The organism is Pseudomonas sp. DY-1, assembly GCF_003626975.1.
In the GTDB taxonomy this organism is placed as follows: domain Bacteria; phylum Pseudomonadota; class Gammaproteobacteria; order Pseudomonadales; family Pseudomonadaceae; genus Metapseudomonas.
This window is the reverse complement of record NZ_CP032616.1, coordinates 5722248-5745687: the sequence shown is the minus strand read 5'-3', so window position 1 is coordinate 5745687 and position 23440 is coordinate 5722248. Positions and strand designations below refer to the sequence as shown.

The 23440-nt window shown below is 65.1% G+C and carries 17 protein-coding genes; 9 read left to right on the top strand and 8 right to left on the bottom strand.

The features are described from left to right. Positions 1 to 154: 154 nt before the first annotated feature. The 5 genes from betA to speB form a co-directional block, all read right to left on the bottom strand. Positions 155 to 1840 (bottom strand): choline dehydrogenase, encoded by a 1686-nt coding sequence (gene betA, locus D6Z43_RS27050; RefSeq protein ID WP_120655048.1) that lies wholly within the window; start codon positions 1838 to 1840, stop codon positions 155 to 157. Further along, positions 1833 to 3314, bottom strand: coding sequence for a cytosine permease (locus D6Z43_RS27045; RefSeq protein WP_120655047.1), 1482 nt, complete (start codon positions 3312 to 3314; stop codon positions 1833 to 1835). Before D6Z43_RS27045 ends, betA begins: the two co-directional genes overlap by 8 nt. A gap of 3 nt (positions 3315 to 3317) precedes the next feature. After that, positions 3318 to 3491, bottom strand: coding sequence for a hypothetical protein (locus tag D6Z43_RS28020; RefSeq protein WP_162945877.1), 174 nt, complete (start codon positions 3489 to 3491; stop codon positions 3318 to 3320). A 98-nt stretch (positions 3492 to 3589) separates the two neighbouring features. After that, complete coding sequence (locus tag D6Z43_RS27040; RefSeq protein ID WP_120655046.1) at positions 3590 to 5098, bottom strand: aldehyde dehydrogenase; 1509 nt, start codon at positions 5096 to 5098, stop codon at positions 3590 to 3592. Positions 5099 to 5118: 20 nt separating this feature from the next. Beyond that, on the bottom strand, positions 5119 to 6090 hold the full coding sequence (speB, locus tag D6Z43_RS27035) for an agmatinase (RefSeq protein WP_120655045.1): 972 nt from the start codon (positions 6088 to 6090) through the stop codon (positions 5119 to 5121). Positions 6091 to 6244: 154 nt separating this feature from the next. Between speB and D6Z43_RS27030 the strand changes: the two genes are divergently transcribed. From D6Z43_RS27030 to metR, 9 genes are all read left to right on the top strand, one after another. Continuing rightward, positions 6245 to 7156, top strand: coding sequence for a LysR family transcriptional regulator (locus tag D6Z43_RS27030; protein ID WP_120655044.1), 912 nt, complete (start codon positions 6245 to 6247; stop codon positions 7154 to 7156). A gap of 22 nt (positions 7157 to 7178) precedes the next feature. Next, positions 7179 to 8714, top strand: coding sequence for a sigma-54-dependent transcriptional regulator (locus tag D6Z43_RS27025; RefSeq protein ID WP_120655043.1), 1536 nt, complete (start codon positions 7179 to 7181; stop codon positions 8712 to 8714). 369 nt (positions 8715 to 9083) lie between these two features. Continuing rightward, complete coding sequence (gene gcvH, locus D6Z43_RS27020; protein WP_120655042.1) at positions 9084 to 9461, top strand: glycine cleavage system protein GcvH; 378 nt, start codon at positions 9084 to 9086, stop codon at positions 9459 to 9461. 13 nt (positions 9462 to 9474) lie between these two features. Beyond that, positions 9475 to 12339, top strand: coding sequence for an aminomethyl-transferring glycine dehydrogenase (gene gcvP / locus D6Z43_RS27015; protein WP_120655041.1), 2865 nt, complete (start codon positions 9475 to 9477; stop codon positions 12337 to 12339). Positions 12340 to 12474: 135 nt separating this feature from the next. Continuing rightward, complete coding sequence (glyA, locus tag D6Z43_RS27010) at positions 12475 to 13728, top strand: serine hydroxymethyltransferase (protein ID WP_120655040.1); 1254 nt, start codon at positions 12475 to 12477, stop codon at positions 13726 to 13728. Between the two features lie 22 nt (positions 13729 to 13750). Continuing rightward, a complete protein-coding gene (locus tag D6Z43_RS27005; RefSeq protein ID WP_120655039.1) occupies positions 13751 to 15127 on the top strand; it encodes an L-serine ammonia-lyase in 1377 nt (458 codons plus the stop codon). Between the two features lie 125 nt (positions 15128 to 15252). Beyond that, complete coding sequence (gene gcvT / locus D6Z43_RS27000; RefSeq protein ID WP_120655038.1) at positions 15253 to 16371, top strand: glycine cleavage system aminomethyltransferase GcvT; 1119 nt, start codon at positions 15253 to 15255, stop codon at positions 16369 to 16371. Positions 16372 to 16475: 104 nt separating this feature from the next. Beyond that, positions 16476 to 17450, top strand: coding sequence for a lipoyl synthase (lipA, locus tag D6Z43_RS26995; protein WP_120655037.1), 975 nt, complete (start codon positions 16476 to 16478; stop codon positions 17448 to 17450). A gap of 498 nt (positions 17451 to 17948) precedes the next feature. Continuing rightward, on the top strand, positions 17949 to 18866 hold the full coding sequence (gene metR / locus D6Z43_RS26990; protein WP_120655036.1) for a transcriptional regulator MetR: 918 nt from the start codon (positions 17949 to 17951) through the stop codon (positions 18864 to 18866). Between the two features lie 87 nt (positions 18867 to 18953). On the opposite strand, the gene D6Z43_RS26985 is transcribed toward metR, so the two are convergent. From D6Z43_RS26985 to D6Z43_RS26975, 3 genes are read right to left on the bottom strand one after another with little or no spacing between them, the layout of a single operon-like run. Next, a complete protein-coding gene (locus D6Z43_RS26985) occupies positions 18954 to 20312 on the bottom strand; it encodes a TolC family outer membrane protein (RefSeq protein WP_120655035.1) in 1359 nt (452 codons plus the stop codon). Between the two features lies 1 nt (position 20313). After that, complete coding sequence (locus D6Z43_RS26980; RefSeq protein ID WP_120655034.1) at positions 20314 to 21657, bottom strand: HlyD family type I secretion periplasmic adaptor subunit; 1344 nt, start codon at positions 21655 to 21657, stop codon at positions 20314 to 20316. 6 nt (positions 21658 to 21663) lie between these two features. Further along, positions 21664 to 23400, bottom strand: coding sequence for a type I secretion system permease/ATPase (locus D6Z43_RS26975; protein WP_120655033.1), 1737 nt, complete (start codon positions 23398 to 23400; stop codon positions 21664 to 21666). Positions 23401 to 23440: the final 40 nt, after the last annotated feature.

Sequence of the window (23440 nt, the reverse complement as noted above, 5' to 3'; positions counted from 1 at the left end):
TACTCCGTCTCAGGCCAGTGAGAGCATCAGGATGACCTGTGCCTCGCCGGCGCGAGTCACCCCTCGCCCTCTGGGAAAGGGGGCGGGGGTGCGGGGGGCGGGGTGCGCCAGCGGGCACGTTTTTGGGAGGTACAGAACTGTTTCGCCCTGCGCCTCAGGCCCCCACCTGGCGCAATGGCGCGTGGCTGCGCTGGGCGCTTTCCCAGTTCGCGGCCAGGCCCACCGGTGCGTCTTCAGGCGCCAGCGGCCGACGGCCACGCACCAGGTCAGAAGCGCGTTCGGCGAGCATGATGGTCGGTGCGTTGAGGTTGCCGTTGGGCTCGGTGGGGAAGACCGACGAGTCGATCACCCGCAACCCCTGGATGCCCCTTACGCGCAGCTCGGAATCCACCACGGCCATGTCGTCCTCACCCATGCGGCAGGAGCCGCAGGGGTGCATGGTGCTTTCCATGTTGGCGCGCACGAAGGCGTCGATTTCCTCGTCCGTCTGCACGTTCGGACCGGGTGCCAGTTCGACGCCCCGGTAACGATCCATCGCCGGCTGGCCGATGATCTCGCGGGTCAGGCGCACACAGCGGCGGAAGCCTTCGCGGTCCTCCTCGCTCTCCAGGTAGTTGAAGCGAATTTCCGGGTGCTGGTACGGGTCTGCCGAGAGGGCACGGACGTGTCCACGACTCTTTGGCTTGTTGGGACCGGTGAGCACCATGAAGCCATGCCCCTTGAAGGGTTTGTCGCCGTCGTAGCGCATCGCCGCCGGGAGGAAATGGAACTGGATGTCCGGCCAGCGCAAACCCTGTTCGGAGCGGATGAAACCACCCGCCTCGAAGTGGTTGCTCGCACCCAGGCCGTCCTTGAACAGCAGCCAGCGCAGGCCGATCATCGCCTTGGCCAGCAGGCCCATCTTGCTGTTCAGCGTCACCGGTTCCTTGCATTCGTACTGGATGTAGATTTCCGAGTGATCCTGCAAGTTCTCGCCTACACCCGGCAGGTCATGCCTGACCTGGATGCCGGCCTTCTCCAGCACCGCTGCCGGACCGATGCCGGAGCGCTGCAACAGGTGCGGCGAACCAATGGGACCGGAAGACACCAGCACTTCGCGATTGCAGTGCACGGTATGCGTCTGGCCGCCCTGGTCGTACTCCACGCCGACAACCCGCTTGCCGTCGAGAAGCAGGCGCCGGGTCATGGCATGGGTGATCACGGTCAGGTTGGGACGCTCCATGGCCGGACGCAGATAGGCGTTGGCGGTGGACCAGCGCACGCCGTCCTTCACGGTCATGTGCATGGCGCCGAAGCCTTCCTGCATGTAGCCGTTGCAGTCCTCGGTCTTGATGTATCCGGCCTCGGCACCCGCCTCCACCCAGGCGCCATACAGCGGGTTCTGCATGTTGTTGCCATTGTTGGTGGCCAGGGGGCCGCTGGCACCCCGGTAATCATCGCCACCGAACTTGAAGGTCTCCGCACGCTTGAAGTACGGCAGGCAGTTCCGGTAGCTCCAGTTCTTCGCTCCCAGGCTTTCCCATTCGTCGAAGTCATAGGCATGGCCACGGATGTAGACCAGGCCGTTGATCGAGGACGAACCGCCGAGCACCTTGCCCCGCGGGCAGTGCAGGCGGCGTCCGTCCAGATGCGGCTCGGCCACCGTCTCGTAGCGCCAGTTGTACTTCTTCGTGTTCATCGGGATGGAAAACGCGCTGGGCATCTGGATCAGCACACTGCGATCGCTGCCGCCGAACTCCAGGACCAGTACGGAGGTGCCGGCATCCTCGGTCAGGCGGTTGGCCAGGACGCAGCCAGCCGAGCCGGCGCCGATGATGATGTAGTCGTATCGCTTATTCATTGCTGTAGCCCTTTGCGGTGAGGCCCAGGGCCTCGGTGTTGCGTTCGTTGCCCTTTGGGTAGGCGCCCCAGCCCATGCGGGTGGCCAGCACGCGGGTCAGCACGTAGTGGACCAGCCCGGCCAGCAGGCAGGACGGCAGGGAAGCGGTGGCGAAGGTGAAGAAATTGGTATTGGCCAGGGTCTGCGGGTTGAACACCACCACATAGATGGCGAAGCCGGCGGCCAGCGCCACGATGGCCGCGGGGTTGAAACCGCGCCAGAAGTGGAATGGCGAATGTGCTTCGTTGGCGTAGAGGTGGCGCAGGTTCAGGCGCTGGCGGCGGAGGAAGAAGTAATCGGCGATGCCGATGCCCGCCAGGGCGCTGTTCAGGGCTGAGGTCCAGACCAGGAAGATGAAGAAGCCGTCGTAGATGCCCGGCGCAAAGAGCACGATCAACCCCGGCACCAGGCAGAACAGCACCACCAGCCACTCCCAACTGAATTCCCGCAGCTTCTGGCCGGCAAGCTGGCGCAGGCCGACGATGGAGGTGTAGAGGATGTTCACCATGCTGGTGACGTTGGCGAAGGCTACGAAGCCCAGGGCGATGACGCCGAAGGTCAGGCCACCGATCCGGGTCATCCAGACCGTGGGATCGCTGTCTCCCAGGGCGGCGGCGGCCAGCAGGCCAACCACTTCACCCAGGGCGGCGGCCGCGAAGATGCCGATGATGTTCGGCCAGTACGAAGTCCGCTGGTTCTTCGAGAGGCGCGCCAGGTTGCCCACATAGGGCCACCAGGAGAAGCCCGCGGCCATGTTCACCTCGACGGCGATCATGAAGTTCACCCGCTTGTCGTCGAAGGGAGCGTCCAGCGCGGGCATGGCCATCAGCTCGGAGAACGCGTGCTCGCTGAGGATCATGTAGAACATCACGCCCATGATCACCACCAGAGCCGGCGCCACGATGGTGTTGAACACCTTGATCGACGTCGGTCCCTTGGCGACCACGAAGCCGGTGAGGACCACCGCGAAGAACCCCGCGCCCAGGACCAGCCAGCCACTGGCATCGGTCTTGTGCTCCGACACCAGTCCGGCAAGGCCGTCGATGGAGCGGCCGAACATCAGCCCCAGGACCGCCAGCCAGCCCATGGTGAGGAACACCACCGCCAGCACGTAGACCAGCCGGCTGCCGTTGCCGCCGAACATGCTGCGCAGGAAGGTGAACTGCTCGGTGCCGTACTTGCCGCAGGGTACGCAGGTAGCGAAGGTGGTCAGCAGCACCCCGAGGATGTTGCCGATGACGATGGCGGCGATGCCCTGCTGCGGCCCGACGAACAGGGCCGTGGCACCACCGATGAGGAAGGCCCAGGTGGCGATGGCCAGGGCGGAGTTCGCGTAGGTGAACTCCCAGAAGCCCCACATGCGTTCCGAGGGGAGGAGCGGCGTATCGCCCCGCTCGGCTTCCAGGCTGTGATTGACGGGATCGTGGTGGGTCATGGCTCAGTACCCCCAGAGGTAGAAGCCGACGACCAGGACCAGCGTCATCAGGATGGTTGCGATGTAGTCGACGGCGTTCAACGCCCCCGGCCACTTCTTGCTTGCTTCCAACTGCTCATAGACGCGTATGCGCCTTTCCAACTCTTGTGCACGCTCGATATCGGGTTGGCTGTTCATCTGGGCATCACCTCAATGGGTTCTTGTTCTTGAAATTCGATGCATCCCGGCCAATCAGGACCGTCGCCCGAAGGCGACGGCTACTTCCGCCCAGCTCCTCAGGGCAGTGTGATCCACACGGCTTTGGTTTCCAGCAGGTATTCCAGTTGCTCCGACCCGAGGTCCTTGCCGTAGCCCGACTGCTTGTAGCCGCCGAAGGGCATCGAGGGATCGAGGGTGCTGTGGGCGTTGACGTAGACGGTGCCCGCACGCAGGCGCGGGATCAGGTTGTGGACCCGCCCGAGGTCGTTCGAGTAGAGCGCCGCGGCCAGGCCGAAGAGCGAATCGTTGGCCAGCGCCAGGGCTTCTTCCTCGGTATCGAAGGCGGCAGTGACCAGCACCGGGCCGAAGATTTCCTCCTGGACGATGCGCATGTCGTTGCGGCAGTTGGCGAAGACGGTTGGCTGGACGAAATAGCCGGGGCCTTCGACCGGTTCGCCGCCGTAATACAGCTCCGCGCCTTCCGCCTTGCCGGCCTCGATGTACTCAAGCACCCGCTGCTGTTGCTGACGCGAAACCATCGGGCTGATGAAGCAGTCCGGGTCCAGTCCGGGAGCGATCTTCAGCGTTGCGGTGTAGCTGGCCAGTTCGCGCAGGAACTCGGCGTAAACGCTGCGATGGACATAAGCACGGGTACCCGCGTCGCAGACCTGTCCGGAGTTGAAGAACACCCCGTTGGCCACCGCCTGGGCCGCGGCCTTGATATCGGCGTCGGCGAAGACGATCACCGGCGACTTGCCGCCCAGCTCCAGGGTCAGGCGCTTCATCTGGTCCATGGCCGCCTTGCCCACGCCGCAGCCGACTGGGGTCGAGCCGGTGAAGCTCAGCTTGTCGATTCCCGGATGGCAGGACATGGCTGCTCCGACCACGCTGCCGCGACCGGTGACGATATTCACCACGCCATCGGGGATGCCGGCTTCCTGTACCAGCTCGGCGAAACGCAGGGCCGAAAGGGAGGTCAGCTCCGCCGGCTTTACCACCACGGTGCAACCCACCGCCAGTGCCGCGCCAAGCTTCCAGGCCATGGTCTGCAGCGGGAAGTTCCAGGGCACGATGACGCCCACCACACCCACCGGCTCCTTGCGCGTATAGGCCAGGTAGTTGCCCGGCAGCGAGGGTTCGACGGTGCGGCCATGGATTTTGCTGGCCCAGCCGGCGAAGTAGCGGAAGGTGTCGATGGTGCCCTGGATATCCACGGCCCGCGCCTGGGCGACCGACTTGCCCATGTCAATGGATTCTATTTCTGCCAGCTCATCGGCATTGGCCTCGATCAGGTCGGCCAGGCCATGCAGCAGGCGCTCACGCTCCAGCGGCTTGAGCTGGCTCCAGGCGCCACCGTCGAATTGCGCACGCGCGGCCTGCACCGCACGGTCCAGGTCCTCAGGCGCACCCATGGGAATGCGGGTGAGCACTGCACCGGTGGAAGGCTCGATCACCTCGGCACTGGCGCCATCGGCAGGCTCCAGCCAGGCGCCGCCCACGAACATTTTCTGCGTCTTGCCGAGGAAGCGCTGGGTCGCTTCGGATACGCCGAACTGCTGCAGATAGTCTTTTACCTTGATGTCCACGCTCTGTTCCTCCTGGCCTGTCAGCGGTTGCGGGCGCGTTCGTGGAAGATGAAGCCGATGCTGTTCATCAGCAGTTGCGCCGCGAGAATCGAGGTGGCGCCGGTGGGGTCATAGGCCGGTGCAACCTCCACCAGGTCGATGCCGACGACCCGGCCCTGGCTGCGTTTGGCCAGCGCCTGGATGATTTCCAGCACCTCGTAGTAGAGGAAGCCGCCGTGGCTGGGCGTGCCGGTGCCGGGAGCGATGGACGGGTCGAAGCCGTCGATGTCGATGGTGATGTAGTAGTCCAGGCCTTCCGGGATCTTCGCCATGACGCCTTCGGTGCCCAGCCGCCGTACATCGCGTACCGAAAGAATCTGCGAGCCGGCGGCGCGGGCGGCGTCGTAGTCATCGCGGTTGGAGGAAGACACGTTGCGAATGCCCATCTGGGTCATTCCGACGATGTGGTCCAGTTCGGAGGCGCGGCGCAGCGGGTTGCCGTGGCCGTAGCGCACACCGTGGCGCTCGTCGACGAAGTCCAGGTGCGCATCGAAATGCACGATATGAATGGGGGCGTGGCCCTCGAAGGCCTTGATCACCGGGGCGTGGATCGAATGGTCACCACCCAGCACCACCGGCATGGCACCGGATTCGAGAATCTTGCGTACGGCGAATTCGATGTTGTCGTTACTGGAGGCCATGTCGGTGTGGACGATGTCCGCATCGCCGACATCCACCATGGTCACCTGGTCCTGGGTGAGATAGAGGGCGTCGTCCTCATGGTCGTAGGCGCCGGAATGGCCAAAGGAAAACAGCGTGGAAGCTTCGCGAATGCTGCGTGGTCCGAAGCGTGCCCCGGAGCGCCACTGGGTGCCCATGTCATTGGGCGCACCGAGCACGGCGACGTCCGCGTTGATGGCATCCCAATCGGTGCAGATCGGGGACTTGGCAAACGTACAGTGACCTACGAAAGGCAGGTTCAACCGTCCGGACTCATATGCATTCTTCGACATCGTCGTGCGCCTCGCTTCTTGTTTTCAGTGGTCGGCGAACCGGCTTGGAATTCGCCGTTGCAGGCACTATGGGCGCAGGATTATTTTGTAAAAATGCAAAACATCAGATGCTCATATCGCTGATTCCGAAGTAACGATCGACTGGGAGGTTCGCGTGATCCAGTTGCATGATGTGGACCTGAAACTGCTCAGGGTCTTCGCCACCATCGTCAAATGCGGCGGTTTCTCTGCCGCTCAGGCCGCACTGAATGCAGGCCAGTCCACCATCAGCGAACAGATGAACCACCTGGAGACGCGACTGGGGGTCAAGCTCTGCCAGCGCGGCCGCAGTGGTTTCCGCCTGACCGAACAGGGCGTGGCCATCCATGAGGCGACCCAGCGGCTGCTTTCGGCGGTGGAGACCTTCTGCATGGACGCCGATGTGCTCAAGCAACGCATCAGCGGCAAGCTCAACCTCGGCATCATCGACAGCACCATCACCGACCGCGACTCTCCCCTGCCCCGCGCCACTCAGCGTTTCGTCTCCCGAGGGCACGACGTGCACCTGAGCGTCTACGTCGGGACACCCGCCGAATTGGAAGAGCGGGTCCTGGACAATCGCCTGCACCTGGCCATCGGTCACTTCCCTGTGCGCATCCCAGGCATCCACTACTCGCCGCTTTACCACGAGGCACTGGGACTTTATTGCGGGCGCCACCACCCACTGTTCGAGACCGGGCTGGAAGGGGCCGAGCTGGGCAAGGCCATTGGCGCCAGCCGCATCGTGGTGCGCGGCTACATGCAGCAGTACGATCTCGACGTACTGGGCGTGAGCAAGGCCGCGGCCACTGTGGACAATATCGAGGCGCTGGCCATCCTGATCATTTCCGGCGCCTACCTCGGCCTGCTGCCGATGCATGTCGCCGAACAATGGGTACGCACCGGCGAAATGCGCCGCTTGCCCATCACCGATTCGCAACTCGAATCGCCGTTCGACGTGATCACCCGTCGCGGGGCGATGCCACCGATCCTCCATGCCTTCCTCGAAGACCTGACCCAGTGCTCCAGCGGCACGGGCAGAACTTGAGCCATTCGCAGGCGACCCTCCCATGCGCATCCACGTCACCTTCATCGACCGCGTCGGCATCACCCAGGAAGTCCTGGCCTTGCTCGGTGGCCGCAACCTCAACCTGGAAGCGGTGGAGATGATTCCGCCGAACGTGTACATCGACGCCCCCAGCCTCGGTCCGGAAGTGCTGGAAGAACTGCGTGAAGCCCTGCACGGCGTACAAGGCGTGCAGGCGGTGACCGTGGTCGACATCCTTCCCGGCCAGCGCCGCCGCCTGCAGCTCGACGCCCTGCTGGCGGCCGTCAGCGACCCGGTACTGGCGGTGGACGACAGCGGCCATGTACTGCTGGCCAACCCCTCGCTGACCAACCTCTACGGTCGCGAGCCTGCCGGGGAGCCACTGTCGAACCTGTTCGATGATCCCGCGCTGGCGCAAACCCTGATCGACCGTGGCTTTCGTCTGCCCATGTGCGAAGTGGCCTTCAAGGGACAGGCACTGCTGCTGGACGCCACACCAATCAGCAGCGCCGCGGATGGCGGACCGGGTGACCTGGCCGGGGGCCTGCTCACCCTCTATCCACCGAGTCGTATCGGCGAGCGTCTGGCCTCTCTGCGCCATGACGGCGGCGAAGGCATGGAAGCACTGCTCGGCAAGTCGCCGCCGCTGAAGCAGCTCAAGGCACGTCTGCGCAAGGTCGCCGGTCTGGACGCGCACCTGCTGATCCGCGGCGAGACTGGCACCGGCAAGGAACTGGTGGCCCGCGCCTGCCACACCCTGAGCGAGCGACGCGACGCGCCATTCCTGGCGTTGAACTGCGCGGCACTGCCGGAAAGCCTGGCCGAAAGCGAACTCTTCGGTTACTCGGCGGGCGCCTTTACCGGCGCCCAGCGCGGCGGCAAGCCCGGTCTATTGGAAATGGCCGACGGCGGCACGGTGTTCCTCGATGAAGTCGGCGAGATGTCTCCCTACCTGCAAGCCAAACTGTTGCGCTTTCTCAGCGATGGCTGCTTCCGCCGGGTTGGCGGCGACCGCGAAGTGCATGTGAACGTCCGCGTCCTCGGCGCCACCCACCGGGACCTGGAGGCCATGGTCGGCGCCGGCAGCTTCCGTGAGGATCTGTTCTACCGCCTCAACGTGCTGAACCTGGACGTCCCGCCCCTGCGCGACCGTGGCCAGGACATCCTCCTGCTTGCCGGGCATTTCCTCGACCAGGCCTGCGCGCAGATCCAGCGGCCGCCCTGCCAGTTGGCCCCGACCACCTACCCCGTGCTGCTGGGCAATCGCTGGTCGGGCAACGTGCGCCAGTTGCAGAACGTGATCTTCCGCGCTGCCGCCGTCAGCGAAGGCGACCTGATCGACTGCGACGACCTCGAGCTCGCCGGCACCGCCCTCAGCCCCCAGCAGGTCGATTCTCTGGAGGTCACCAGCCTGGAAGACGCGGTGCAAGGCTTCGAGAAGAACCTGCTGCAACAGCTCTATGCCGTCTACCCGTCCACGCGGCAGTTGGCGACCAGGCTGAGTACCTCCCACACTGCCATCGGGCAGCGGCTGCGCAAGTACGGTATTTCCCGATAAGGACGGCTCTTTTGTAGGAGCGAATTCATTCGCGATTGTAGGAGCGAGCTTGCTCGCGAACGGTCCGACCACGATCTTTCGCGAGCAAGCTCGCTCCTACGGTTCATCCCCGGTTCGAATCCATTCCACTGGAGCGATTTCGCTCCACTCCTCCTCAAGCCCCGGTTTCCGGGGCTTTCCTCGCTCAGGGCGATTGAAAGACGCTTTTCGGAGTGGAGCGATATCGCTCCAAACATAATGATTCGGGAACGAGAAAACCCATCAATCCATTGATATATAAGCCTTTTAAGTAGTTGGCACCTCAATTGCTCTTGTTCCATCAGCCGAGCCAAGTGCTCGGGACCCACCCTGATAACAAGAGGACGTTCCATGACCACTCTGCGTTTTACTCCCGAGCACGAATGGCTGCGTGTCGAAGCCAACGGCGAAGTGACTGTCGGCATCACCAGCTATGCCCAGGAAGCCCTGGGTGACGTGGTGTTCGTGCAGTTGCCCGACGCGGGACGCTATGAGCAGGGCGCCGAAGTCGCCGTACTGGAATCGGTGAAGGCCGCCAGCAATATCACCATGCCGCTCGACGGCGAAGTGGTCGAAGTGAACCAGGCTCTGGCCGAAAACCCCGAACTGGTCAACGAAGCCCCCCTGGACGATGGCTGGTTCTTCCGCATCCGTCCGAACGATCCCGAAGCCGTCGCCAACCTGATGGATCAGGCCGGTTACGACGCGTTCCTCGCCGACCAAGCCTGACGGAGGAGCCGCCATGAGCCTCGCCCAATACCCCCTGGACACGCGCAACGAGTTCGTCCCGCGCCATATCGGCCCGCGCAATGTTGATATCCAGTCCATGCTGCAGCTGCTTGGTTTCGACAGCCTGGAAGCGCTGATCGCCAGTGTGGTGCCCGACAGCATCAAGGGCACCAGCGTGCTCGACCTGCCGGCCGGCCAGGGCGAGGCCGAAGCGCTCGCCGCGATCAAGGCCATCGCCGCGAAGAACCAGCTGTTCAAGAGCTACATCGGCCAGGGCTACTACCCTTGCCACACCCCCAGTCCGATCCTCCGCAACCTGCTGGAAAACCCCGCCTGGTACACCGCCTACACCCCCTACCAGCCGGAAATCTCCCAGGGCCGCCTGGAAGCCCTGCTGAACTTCCAGACCCTGGTCAGCGACCTCGCCGGCCTGCCGGTGGCCAACGCCTCCTTGCTCGACGAAGGCACCGCCGCCGCCGAAGCCATGACCTTCTGCAAGCGCCTGGCGAAGAACAAGGCCAGCAACGCCTTCTTCGCCTCCCAGCACTGCCACCCGCAGACCCTCGACGTGCTGCGCACCCGCGCCGAGCCGCTGGGCATCGAAGTGGTGATCGGCGACGAGCGTGAGCTCAGCGACGCCAGCGCCTACTTCGGCGCCCTGCTGCAGTACCCCGCCGCCAACGGCGACCTCTTCGACTACCGCGAGCTGGTGGCGCGCTTCCACGCCGCCGGCGCCCTGGTCGCCGTCGCCGCCGACCTGCTGGCCCTGACCCTGCTCACCCCGCCCGGCGAGTTCGGTGCCGACGTCGCCCTCGGCAGCGCCCAGCGCTTCGGCGTGCCGCTGGGCTTCGGCGGCCCGCACGCGGCCTACTTCGCCACCCGCGACAACTTCAAGCGCGACATGCCGGGCCGCCTGGTCGGCGTCTCCATCGACCGCCACGGCAAGCCGGCCCTGCGCCTGGCCATGCAGACCCGCGAACAGCACATCCGCCGCGAGAAGGCCACCAGCAACATCTGCACCGCGCAGGTGCTGCTGGCCAACATCGCCAGCATGTACGCCGTCTACCACGGTCCGCAGGGCCTGACCCGCATCGCCCGGCGCGTGCACCAGCTAACCGCCATCCTCGCCGCCGGCCTGACCCAGCTGGGGGTTGCCGTCGAGCAGGAAGCCTTCTTCGACACCCTGACCCTGGCCACCGGCGCCAAGACCGCCGACCGGCACGCCCAGGCCCGCGCCCAGCACCTCAACCTGCGTGAAGTGGATGCCGTGCGCCTCGGCCTGTCCCTTGACGAGACCACCACCCAGGCCGACGTCGAGCAGCTCTGGGCACTCTTCGCCGACGGCCAGGCCCTGCCGGTCTTCGCCGAACTGGCCGCCACGGTCGCCAGCCGCCTGCCGGCCGCCCTGCTGCGCCAGAGCGCGATCCTCAGCCACCCGGTATTCAACCGCTACCACTCGGAAACCGAGCTGATGCGCTACCTGCGCAAGCTCGCCGACAAGGACCTGGCGCTGGACCGCAGCATGATCCCGCTGGGCTCCTGCACCATGAAGCTGAACGCCGCCAGCGAAATGATCCCGGTGACCTGGGCCGAGTTCGGCGCCCTGCACCCCTTCGCCCCGGCCGAACAGTCCCAGGGCTACCTGGAACTGACCCGCGAACTGGAAGCCATGCTCTGCCAGGCCACCGGCTATGACGCCGTGTCCCTGCAGCCCAACGCCGGCTCCCAGGGCGAGTACGCCGGCCTGCTGGCGATCCGCGCCTACCACCTCAGCCGTGGCGACGACCAGCGCGACATCTGCCTGATCCCGCAATCGGCCCACGGCACCAACCCGGCGACCGCCAGCATGGTTGGCATGCGCGTGGTCGTGACCGCGTGCGACGCCCGCGGCAACGTGGACATCGCCGACCTCAAGGCCAAGGCCGAGGAGCACAAGGATCGCCTCGCCGCGCTGATGATCACCTACCCGTCCACCCACGGCGTGTTCGAGGAAGGCATCCGCGAAATCTGCGACATCATCCACGCCAACGGCGGCCAGGTGTACATCGACGGCGCCAACATGAACGCCATGGTCGGCCTCTGCGCCCCGGGCCAGTTCGGCGGCGACGTCTCGCACCTGAACCTGCACAAGACCTTCTGCATCCCCCATGGCGGCGGCGGCCCCGGCGTCGGCCCGATCGGCGTGAAAGCCCACCTGGCGCCCTTCCTGCCCGGCCACGCGCACATGGCCCGCAAGGAAGGCGCGGTCAGCGCGGCGCCGTTCGGCAGCGCCAGCATCCTGCCGATCACCTGGATGTACATCCGCATGATGGGCGGCGAAGGCCTGCGCCGCGCCACCCAGATGGCGATCCTCAACGCCAACTACATCGCCCGCCGCCTGGAAGAGCACTACCCGGTGCTCTACACCGGCAGCAACGGCCTGGTGGCCCACGAGTGCATCCTCGACCTGCGTCCGCTCAAGGAAACCAGCGGCATCAGCGTCGACGACGTCGCCAAGCGCCTGATCGACTACGGCTTCCACGCCCCGACCATGTCCTTCCCGGTGCCCGGCACGCTGATGATCGAGCCCACCGAAAGCGAGTCGAAGGAAGAGCTGGACCGCTTCTGCGACGCCATGATCCGCATCCGCGAGGAAATCCGCGCGGTGGAGAACGGCGAACTGGACAAGGACGACAACCCGCTGAAGAACGCCCCGCACACCGCCCAGGAACTGGTCGGCGAGTGGACCCACCGCTACAGCCGCGAACTCGCCGTGTACCCCAGCGCCAGACTGGTGGACGGCAAGTACTGGCCGCCGGTGGGCCGAGTGGACAACGTCTACGGCGACCGCAACCTGGTCTGCGCCTGCCCGTCCATCGAGGCCTACCAGGACGCCTGACCCAACCACCTCCCGTGGGAATAAATCCTTGTAGGAGCGAATTCATTCGCGATCGAACGTCCAGGGGGGCTGCTGCGCAGCCCTTCGCGGATGAATTCGCTCCCACAGCCCGACCTGACAAGAAGGAAAACGACCATGTTCCACAAGAGCCTGACCCTCTCCGATTTCGACCCCACCCTCTTCGACGCCATCCGCCGCGAGGCCCAGCGCCAGGAAGACCATATCGAGCTGATCGCTTCGGAGAACTACACCAGCCCGCAGGTGATGCAAGCCCAGGGCAGCGAGCTGACCAACAAGTACGCCGAGGGCTATCCGGGCAAGCGCTACTACGGTGGTTGCGAGTTCGTCGACAAGGTCGAGCAGCTTGCGATAGACAGAGCCAAGCAGCTGTTCGGCGCCGACTACGCCAACGTCCAGCCGCACTCCGGTTCCCAGGCCAACAGCGCCGTCTACCTGGCCTTGCTGAACGCTGGCGACACCATTCTCGGTATGAGCCTGGCCCATGGCGGCCACCTGACCCACGGTGCCAAGGTGTCGTCCTCAGGCAAGCTGTACAACGCGGTGCAGTACGGCATCGATGGCAATGGCCTGATTGACTACGACCAGGTCGAGCGCCTGGCCGTGGAACACAAGCCGAAGATGATCGTCGCCGGCTTCTCCGCCTACTCCAAGACCCTCGACTTCCCACGCTTCCGCGCCATCGCCGACAAGGTGGGTGCGCTGCTGTTCGTCGACATGGCCCACGTTGCTGGCCTGGTCGCCGCCGGCCTGTATCCCAACCCGCTGCCCTACGCCGATGTGGTTACCACCACCACCCACAAGACCCTGCGCGGTCCGCGTGGCGGCCTGATCCTGGCCAAGTCCAACGAAGAGATCGAGAAGAAGCTGAACTCCGCCGTATTCCCCGGCGCCCAGGGCGGCCCGCTGATGCACGTGATCGCCGCCAAGGCCGTGTGCTTCAAGGAAGCGCTGGAACCCGGCTTCAAGGATTACCAGGCCCAGGTGATCAACAACGCCCAGGCCATGGCCAAGGTGTTCATCGATCGCGGCTACGACGTGGTGTCCGGCGGTACTGACAACCACCTGTTCCTGGTCAGCCTGATTCGCCAGGGCATCACCGGCAAAGACGCCGACGCCGCCCTCGGCCGCGCCCATATCACCGTGAACAAGAACGCCGTACCGAACGACCCGCAGTCGCCCTTCGTGACGTCGGGCTTGCGCATCGGCACCCCGGCGGTGACCACCCGTGGCTTCCAGGTGGCGGAATGCCGAGCGCTCGCGGGCTGGATCTGCGACATCCTCGACCACCTCGGCGATGCCGATGTCGAGGCCCAGGTGGCACGCCAGGCAGCGGCACTCTGCGCACGCTTCCCGGTGTACCCGGCCTGACCCCCTTTTCGAGAAACGCCCCATGTCGCTGAGTGTCTTCGATCTGTTCAAAGTGGGTATCGGCCCCTCCAGTTCCCACACGGTGGGGCCGATGCGTGCCGCCGAACGCTTTATCCTCGGTCTTGAATCGGACCGGCTGATGGGCCAGGTAGCAACCGTGCGAGCCGAGCTGTACGGCTCCCTCGGCGCCACCGGCAAGGGCCACGGCAGCGACAAGGCCGTGCTGCTCGGCCTGGAAGGCGAACAGCCGGACACCGTCGATACCGAACGAGTGGACGAGCGCCTCGCGGCCATTCGCCAGCGCGGCGAACTGCGTCTGGGGGGCGAGAAACCCATCCACTTCGTGGAAAAGGAACACCTGGCGCTGATCCGCAAGCCGCTCCCCTACCACCCCAACGGCATGATCTTCCGCGCCTTCGATGCCGCCGGCATCCAGATCCGCGCCCGCGAGTACTACTCGGTGGGCGGCGGCTTCGTCGTCGATGAGGAAGCCGCCGGCCTGGATCGCATCGTCGAGGACCGCACGCCGCTGCCCTACCCGTTCAAGACCGGGCGCGACATGCTCGCCCAGTGCAGCGCCAGCGGGCTCGCCGTCAGTGGCCTGATGCGCGAGAACGAGAAGGCCTGGCGCACCCCCGAGGAAACCAGCGCCGGGCTGATGAAGATCTGGCAGGTGATGCAGGACTGCGTCACCACCGGCTGCCACAAGGAAGGCATCATGCCCGGCGGACTCAAGGTCAAGCGCCGCGCCGCCGCGCTCTACCGCCAGCTCAGCGAACACCCGGAGGCCAGCCTCAAGGACAGCCTCTCGGTGCTCGACTGGGTCAACCTCTATGCCCTCGCGGTGAACGAGGAAAACGCCACCGGCGGCCGCGTGGTCACCGCGCCCACCAACGGCGCGGCCGGCATCGTCCCGGCGGTGCTGCACTACTACAGCCGCTTCGTGCCCGGCGCCAACGACGACGGCGTCGAGCGCTTCCTGCTCACCGCCGCCGCCATCGGCATCCTCTACAAGGAGAACGCCTCCATCTCCGGTGCCGAAGTCGGCTGCCAGGGCGAGGTCGGCGTGGCCTGCTCGATGGCCGCCGGCGCCCTCTGCGAAGTCCTCGGCGGCACCCCGCAGCAGGTGGAGAACGCCGCCGAGATCGGCATGGAGCACAACCTCGGGCTGACCTGCGACCCGGTCGGCGGCCTGGTCCAGGTGCCCTGCATCGAACGCAACGCCATGGGTTCGGTGAAGGCCATCAACGCCGCGCGCATGGCCTTGCGCGGTGACGGCCAGCACTTCATTTCGCTCGACAAGGTGATCCGCACCATGCGCCAGACCGGTGCCGACATGAAGAGCAAGTACAAGGAAACCGCCCGCGGCGGCCTCGCCGTGAACATCATCGAATGCTGAAGAGCACCTTCTCCCCAGCCCTCTCCCGCACGCGGGAGAGGGCGCTTGTCTCCCCCGCCCTTCAGGGAGAGGGGCCGGGGAGAGGGCTGCCCCAACCCGCACCGACTTTTGCTTTGGAGCCTTACATGACCGACCTCGCCAAGACCCCGCTGCACGCCCTGCACCTCGAACTCGGCGCCCGCATGGTGCCCTTCGCCGGCTACGACATGCCGGTGCAATACCCCCTCGGCGTGCTCAAGGAACACCTGCACACCCGCGAGCAGGCCGGCCTGTTCGACGTCTCGCACATGGGCCAGGTCATCCTGCGTGGCGACAACGCCGCCCGCGCCCTGGAGAGCCTGGTGCCGGTGGACATCCTCGACCTGCCGGTGGGCACCCAGCGCTACGCGATGTTCACCGACGAGAACGGCGGCGTCCTCGACGACCTGATGGTCGCCCGCCTGGCGGACGACACCCTGTTCCTGGTGGTCAACGCCGCCTGCAAGGAACAGGACCTGGCGCACCTCAAGCAACACCTCGCCGAGCAGTGCGAAATCGAATCGCTGTTCGACTCCCGCGCCCTGCTCGCCCTGCAAGGTCCGGCGGCCGCCGCGGTACTCGGCCGCCTCGCCCCGGAAGTGCAGAAGATGACCTTCATGCAGTTCGGCAGCGTGCGCCTGGAGGGCGTCGAGTGCTACGTCAGCCGCTCCGGCTACACCGGCGAGGACGGCTACGAGATTTCCGTGCCCGTGGCCCAGGCCGAAGCCCTGGCACGCACCCTGCTGGCCCAGCCGGAAGTCCAGCCGATCGGCCTTGGCGCGCGCGACTCGCTGCGCCTGGAAGCCGGCCTGTGCCTCTACGGCCATGACATGAGCCCCGCCACCACCCCGGTGGAAGCCAGCCTGCTCTGGGCCATCTCCAAGGCCCGCCGCGCCGACGGCCTGCGCGCCGGCAATTTCCCTGGCGCCGGTCGGGTCTTCGCCCAGCAGCGCGATGGCGTGCCGAGCAAGCGCGTCGGTCTGCTGCCGCAGGAACGTGTGCCGGTGCGCGAAGGCGCCGAGATCGTCGACGCCGACGGCACGGTGATCGGCCGCGTTTCCAGCGGTGGCTTCGGCCCCAGCCTGGGCGCCCCGGTCGCCATGGGCTACGTGAGCACCAGCCATGCCGCCGTGGACAGCGAGGTCTGGGCCCTGGTGCGCGGCAAGCGCGTGGCGATGAAAGTGGCCAAGACGCCCTTCGTGCTGCAGCGTTACTACCGCGGCTGAAGGCTGGTGCCTTCCTTGAACGGGTAGGAGCGAGCTCTGCTCGCGAACAGCTTCGCGAGCAAGCTCGCTCCTACGAAAATCGCCCGAGCCTTCGGAGCAAGAGCATGACCGAAACCCAGATCCCTCCTCGTCCACAGCCCTTGCAAACCGGCGTGAAGCTGCGCGGCGCCGAGAAGGTCGCGCGCATTCCGGTGAAGATCATTCCCACCGAGGAGGTGCCGCGCAAACCCGACTGGATTCGCGTGCCCATCAGCGCCTCGCCCGAGGTCGCACGCATCAAGCAATTGCTGCGCAAGCACAAGCTGCACAGCGTTTGCGAGGAAGCGTCCTGCCCGAACCTGGGCGAGTGCTTCTCCGGCGGCACCGCCACTTTCATGATCATGGGCGACATCTGTACCCGTCGCTGCCCCTTCTGCGACGTCGGTCATGGCCGGCCGAAGCCGCTGGATGCCGACGAGCCGAAGAACCTCGCCATCGCCATCGCCGACCTGCGCCTGAAATACGTAGTGATCACTTCGGTAGACCGCGACGACCTGCGAGACGGCGGTGCCCGGCACTTCGCCGATTGCCTGCGCGAGATCCGCAAGCTGTCGCCGGGCATCCAGCTGGAAACCCTGGTGCCGGACTACCGTGGCCGCATGGACATAGCCCTGGAAATCACCGCCAGCGAACCGCCGGATGTGTTCAACCACAACCTGGAAACCGTACCGCGCCTCTATCGCTCCTCGCGTCCGGGGTCGGATTTCGAGTGGTCGCTGGACCTGCTGCAGAAGTTCAAGCAACGGGTGCCCCTCGTTCCGACCAAGTCCGGGCTGATGCTCGGCCTGGGCGAGACCGACGACGAAGTGATTGAAGTCATGCAGCGTATGCGTGAACACGAGATCGACATGCTCACCCTTGGTCAGTACCTGCAACCGTCCCGCAACCACTTGCCGGTGCAGCGATTCGTCCATCCCGACACTTTCGCCTGGTTCGCCGAAAAGGGCGCTGAGATGGGGTTTGCGAACGTGGCATCCGGCCCGCTGGTTCGTTCCTCGTACCACGCCGACCAGCAGGTGCATGGCAGGAAGATCAACTGATCCTGCAGCTCTCCAGGACAAGTGTTCCAAACGCTGCGCCATCTGATGCGGCCCTCTCCCCCGGCCCCTCTCCCGCAGGCGGGCGAGGGATGACTCGCGCCGATGAGGGACAAACCCCTCTGAATCCACCAGCGGCCTGACATTGAGTAACGAAGGTGGGGCAGCGACCCCGCCCCTCGCACCGTCCCCCCGGAGCAAGGGAGGGAAACGCAGTAACAGCCGAAGGCTGGTCACCCCGGCGATGCCGGGGCCGGATGCAGGGGCAAGCCCTCATGGTTTCCTTTGGCCAAAAGAGACTCGCCGGGAGGCGACACCAGAAACATCTGCACCACTCGGTAAGCAGCTTGGCTAACGACGTACTACGACCTAGCGCTAGCGAGCCAGGCTACGCTGCCCCCCCACTTCAAAAATGACCCCCGCCGTTATCGACAGCCCCCGCAACTTGAGACAAACTCAACGACTTCGCGTTTCTCTCAAATTCCGCTCATGGAGGCCGCCATGCTCGAGCTTCGCCACCTCAAGACCCTGCACGCCTTGCGCGAGGCCGACAGCCTGGTGGAAGCCGCAGAACGCCTGCACCTCACCCAGTCCGCCCTCTCCCACCAGTTCAAGGAACTGGAAGAGCGCCTGGGCATGCAGCTGTTCGTGCGCAAGACCAAACCGGTTCGCTTCACCAGCGCCGGCCTTCGTCTACTGCAACTGGCCGACAGTCTGTTGCCGCAACTGCGCAGTGCCGAGCGTGACCTGGCGCGTCTGGCTGGAGGAACCGCAGGCCGACTGCACATGGCCATCGAGTGCCACAGCTGCTTCCAGTGGCTGATGCCCACCATCGACCAGTTTCGCGATGCCTGGCCGGAAGTGGAGCTGGACCTGGCGTCCGGGTTCTCTTTCGCCCCCCTGCCCGCCCTGGCCCGCGGTGACCTGGACCTGGTGGTGACCTCCGATCCGGTGGACCTCGCCGGCATCACCTATGTGCCGCTTTTCACCTACGAGGCCCTGCTGGCCGTGGACAACCAGCATGCCCTGGCGAGCAAGCCGTTCATCGTCCCCGAGGACCTGGCCAGCCTGACCCTGATCACCTACCCGGTGGAGCGCGATCGCCTGGACATCTTCACGCGCTTCCTGGAACCGGCGGATGTGGAACCCGCTCAAGTGCGCACGTCGGAGCTCACGGTGATGATGATGCAACTGGTGGCCAGCGGCCGTGGTGTCTGCTGCCTGCCCAACTGGGCGCTGCACGAATACAGCTCACGGGGCTATGTAACGGCCAAACGCCTGGGTGAGAAGGGTTTGTACTGCACGCTGTTCGCGGCGATCCGCGCCGACATGCTGGACGCCCCGTTCATGCGCGACTTCCTGCTGACGGCCAAGGACACGTCGTTCGCCACCCTGGAAGGGGTAAGCGCGGCGCGTTGATGAGTGAGATTGAGGTCTTTCAAGCCATAGCCCGGATGAAATCCGGGCACCCCGCCCGGTTTCCCCGGATTGCATCCGGGCTATGTGTTACTCGCTTGGAACGGTCGGATGCACCGGAATAGCCGGGCCCAGATAGGCATTGGCCTGCTGGATATCGTCCTCGCCCAGCGACCCCACCGACGCCGCCAGGCGCAAGCGCGACAGCAAATAGCGCAGCTTGGCCTCCAGCAGGTCCCGACGGGCGATGAAGGCCTGTTCCTCGGCATTGAGGATGTCCAGGTTGGTACTGGTACCGGCCTGGAAGCCCTTGCGTGCGGACTCCTGGGCCCGCTCGCTGGACACCACCGCGGTCTCCAGGGCGCGTACCCGTTGCTCGCCACTCTGTACCCCACGGAACTCGCGGGTAGTTCCGGACAGCACTTCCTCGCGGCTGGAGTTCAGCTGGTCGTTGGCCAGCTCGCGGTTAGCCGAAGCCTGGCGCACCTGGGCGCTGGTGGCGCCGCCGGTAAAGATCGGGATACGTAACTCCACCCCGACCGAACCGTATTTGTTGGCCTGGTTCTGGGTCGAAACCGAGTCGCTTTCCGTATCGTTGTAGGCGGCGACGAAATCCAGGGTCGGCCAATGTCCCGCTTTGGCCCGATCCACCTCGTCGACCGCGATATCCAGGCTACGGCTGCGGGCGATGATGGTTGGGTTGTTGGCCCGCGCATCGTTGATCCAGTCCTGCAGGGTCGGTGGCTCCAGCGGCGGCGTGGGGAACTCGGTACGCAGGGTGGACATATCCTCTGGCAGCACGCCAAGCAGCTCCTGCAGCAGGCGTCGCGCCACCAGCAGGTTGTCTTCCGCCTCGATCAGCTCGGCCTTGGCCAGGTCGCGTCTGGCAGAGGCCTGGTCGACGTCGATCACGGTACCGTCGCCCAGTTCGAAACGTCGCTTGGCGGCCTTCACCTGGTTCTCCAGGTTCTTCAGCTTGACCTCGGCCAGATCGATGGTTTCCAGCGCCAGCAGCACGGCGAAATAACGGGCGGCCAGGCTGACCGCCGATTCCTGGGTCTTGGCGTCGAACACCGCATCACTGAACAGGGTGCGTTGCTTGCCCTGGCGGTACTCGGCCATCCGCTGCTTGTTGAACAACGGTTGGCGCAACTCCACCACCGCCCCCTTTGAGTCGTACTCCAGGTCGCTCTCCACGGAGTTGCCCAGGAAGTTGTCCTGCTCGCTGGTGCCGTCCACCCGTTTCCAGTAGGCGGTACTGCTGATGTTCGGCAGCAGGCCGGCCTTGCCCAGTTCCTTGTATTCCTGGCCGGCCTGGCGTTCATGCACCGATGCCAGATAGGTCGGTCCCTGGGTCTGGTAGACGCCCCAGGCTTCGCTGAGGTCCATGGCCGTCGCGGGCATGGCGACGGCTCCGAGCAAACCGGCAATGGCCATCCGGGCTCTCATTTCACTGCTCCTTGAATGCGCTTCCGACACGACCCAGCAGCGGTTTCATCAGGTAACTCATCAGGCTGCGTTCACCGGTCTTGATGGTCACGGTGGCCGGCATGCCTGCCCGGATATTGTTTGGCCCAAGCATCCGCATGCCCTCTTCGGTCACTTCCACCTGGGTCAAGTAATAGGGCTGTTTGCTGGCTTCGTCCACCAGACGGTCAGCGGCGACTGTCATTACCCGTCCTGGAATGTTCGGGGTCTGCGCGTGGTTGAAGGCCGGGAAGGTGATGTCCACCGCAAGCCCCGGCACCATCTTGTCGATGGCCTGCACCGGTACCTGGGCGTCCACCTGCAGGGGTTCCTTGTCCGGTATCACGTCCATGATCCGCGCACCGGGTTGAATGATGCCCCCCACGGTGGCGATGTCCAGGCCCAGGACGATGCCGTCGATGGGCGAACGGATAACCGTGTTTTCCACCTGGTAGTCCACCGAACGCAGGCGCTCGCCCAGGGAGGTGGCTTCCTTCTGCACGTCGGTCAGCTGGGATTCCACTTCCTTCTGGAAGTCCTGCTCGCGTTGGAGGATGCGCAGCTTGAGTTCGGCGATCTGGTTCCGGGTGCGACCGATGTCGGCAATGTTCTGCGCCATGGAGCCATTCAGCTCCGAAGCATTGCGTTCCAATTCGAGCATGCGGTTGCGCGGGATGTAACCTTCGGCGGCCAGGCTGCGCACACCTTCCAGCTCCTGACCCAGCAGGCTCGACTGACTGGCACGGGTGGCCTGGACCTGGCGCAGGCCCTTGAGCTGCTCTTCGGCACCGTTGAGGTTCTCGTGGAGGATGCCGATCTCACCCAGCAGCGCCCTGCGCCGGGTCTGGAACAGCCGCTGCTGCAGAGCGATGGATTCCATCAGGCGTGGGTCGCCGGCGTAGCGCTCCAGCAGTTCCGGGGCGAAGGTCACGGTGTCGGCGCCATCGCGCTCAGAGACCAGGCGATCTTCCACGGTCTTGGCGACGATGTACTGGGAGCTCAGGGCGCCCTGCTCGGCGATCGCCTGGGTCGGGTCCAGGCGCACCAGTTCCTGGCCGGCGCGCACCTTGTCGCCTTCGCGCACGAGGATGGCGTCCACCTCGCCGCCGGTGAGGTGCTGTACCGTCTTGCGCGCATTGGTGACGTTGACCGTGGCGTTGGCCACGACGCCGGCGTCCAGCGGGGCCAGCACGGCCCACACCAGGAAGCCGCCGAATCCGGCCAGCACCATCCAGACACCCCAACGGGCCGGTCGACTGTCATCCATGTCCACCTGTGTCGGTTGTTCGACCGGTACCAGGGCCTTGCTTTCGCTTGCCGCTTGCATGATCGATTACTCCTTGGCGCGCATGGACGCGAGGTTTGGCGTGCCCACGGAGGGCATGACGCTGGCCTGGCGCAGTGCTGAGAAGACCTCGTCACGAGGACCGAACATCTGCATGCCGCCGTCGCGCAGCAGCAGGACCTTGTCCACCGTGCTGAGCACGCTGGGGCGATGGGAAATCAGGATCAGCGTCTTGCCGCGCTTCTTCAGGTCGAGGATGGCTTCAACCAGCGCTGCTTCGCCCACGTCGTCGAGGTTGGCGTTGGGCTCGTCGAGCACGATCATCGACGGATCGCCATAAATGGCCCGGGCCAGGGCGATGCGCTGCTTCTGTCCGCCGGAGAGCGGGCTGCCGTCGAGGCCAAGGGTCGTGTCGTAACCCTTGTCGAAGCGCAGGATCATCTCGTGTACCCCGGCACGCTTGGCCGCCAGGATCACCTCTTCGCTGTTCACCTCGCCGAAACGGGCGATGTTGTCGGCAATGGTGCCCTCGAACAATTCCACATCCTGAGGCAGGTAGCCGATCCAGGGACCAAGCTCTGCCTTGTTCCACTGGAAGATATCGGCACCGTCCAGGCGCACCGTCCCCGCTTGCGCCGGCCAGACACCAACCAGCAACCGGGCCAGGGTCGATTTGCCGGCGGCCGACGGGCCGATGATGCCGAGCGCTTCACCCGGAGCCAGGCCGAAATTGACCCCACGCAAGATGGTGGTGGTGCCGCCGGGCGCCGTGGACATGGCCTGTTCCACCGACAGCGCACCCATGGGTTTGGGCAGTGCCATGGCGTCCTTGCGGGCAGGGAAGTCCGCCAGCAGCTTGGACAGCCGCTCCCAGGAGGCGCGAGCGGAGAGCAACTGCTTCCATACGCCGATGGCCTGCTCCACCGGTGCCATGGCGCGACCGCTAAGCACCGAACTGGCGATCATCATCCCCGCGGTGATCTCGCCCTTGATCGCCAACAGCGCGCCGGCGCCCAGGATCAGCGACTGCAGGGTGATCCGCACGAAGCGGCTGGCACCGTTGATATAGGCGGCGCGGTCCGAGGCCAGAGTCTGCTTCTCCAGGATGCGCTGATGGCTGCTGTACCAGCGCTCGCGGATCGCCGGCAGCATGCCCATCGCCTCGATCACCTCGGTATTGCGCAGGTTGTTGTTGGCGAAGGAACCGGAGGCCATCGAGGCCTGGTTGGCTTCCATCAACGGGCCACGGGTGACCACCTCGGTGAGCAGCGCCAGGCCGAAGAGAATGACCGAGCCGACCAGGGTGACGATGCCCAGCAAGGGGTGCACGAGGAAGATCACCAGCAGGTAGATGGGCGTCCAGGGCGCATCGAAGAAAGCGAACAGGCCATTGCCGGTAAGGAATTGGCGAACCTGGGACAGGTCCTGGAGAGCCTGGGCCGGATTGCCACCGGCGCGGCGCAGGTTGCGTTCGAAGGAGGCGTTGAAGATGCGCTTGTTCAGACTCATGTCCAGCCGGTTGCCAAGGCGGATGAGCACGGTCGAACGCACCACTTCCAGCAATGACATGAGCACGTAGAGCCCGAGCATCAGCACCGTCAGCATCACCAGGGTAGTGATGTTGCTGCTCGCCAGCACACGGTCGTAGACCTGCAGCATGTAGAGCGCCGGCGCCAGCATCATCAGGTTGATGACGCCGCTGAACCCGCCGATCACATAGAAAGTGTGGCGCAGGCGATTCAGGGCTTCGGACAGTTCTGTACGGGGCTGCGAGAAATTCTTCATCTCGGCGCTCCATTGAAGGAGTGATGGGTTCGGCCCTGGT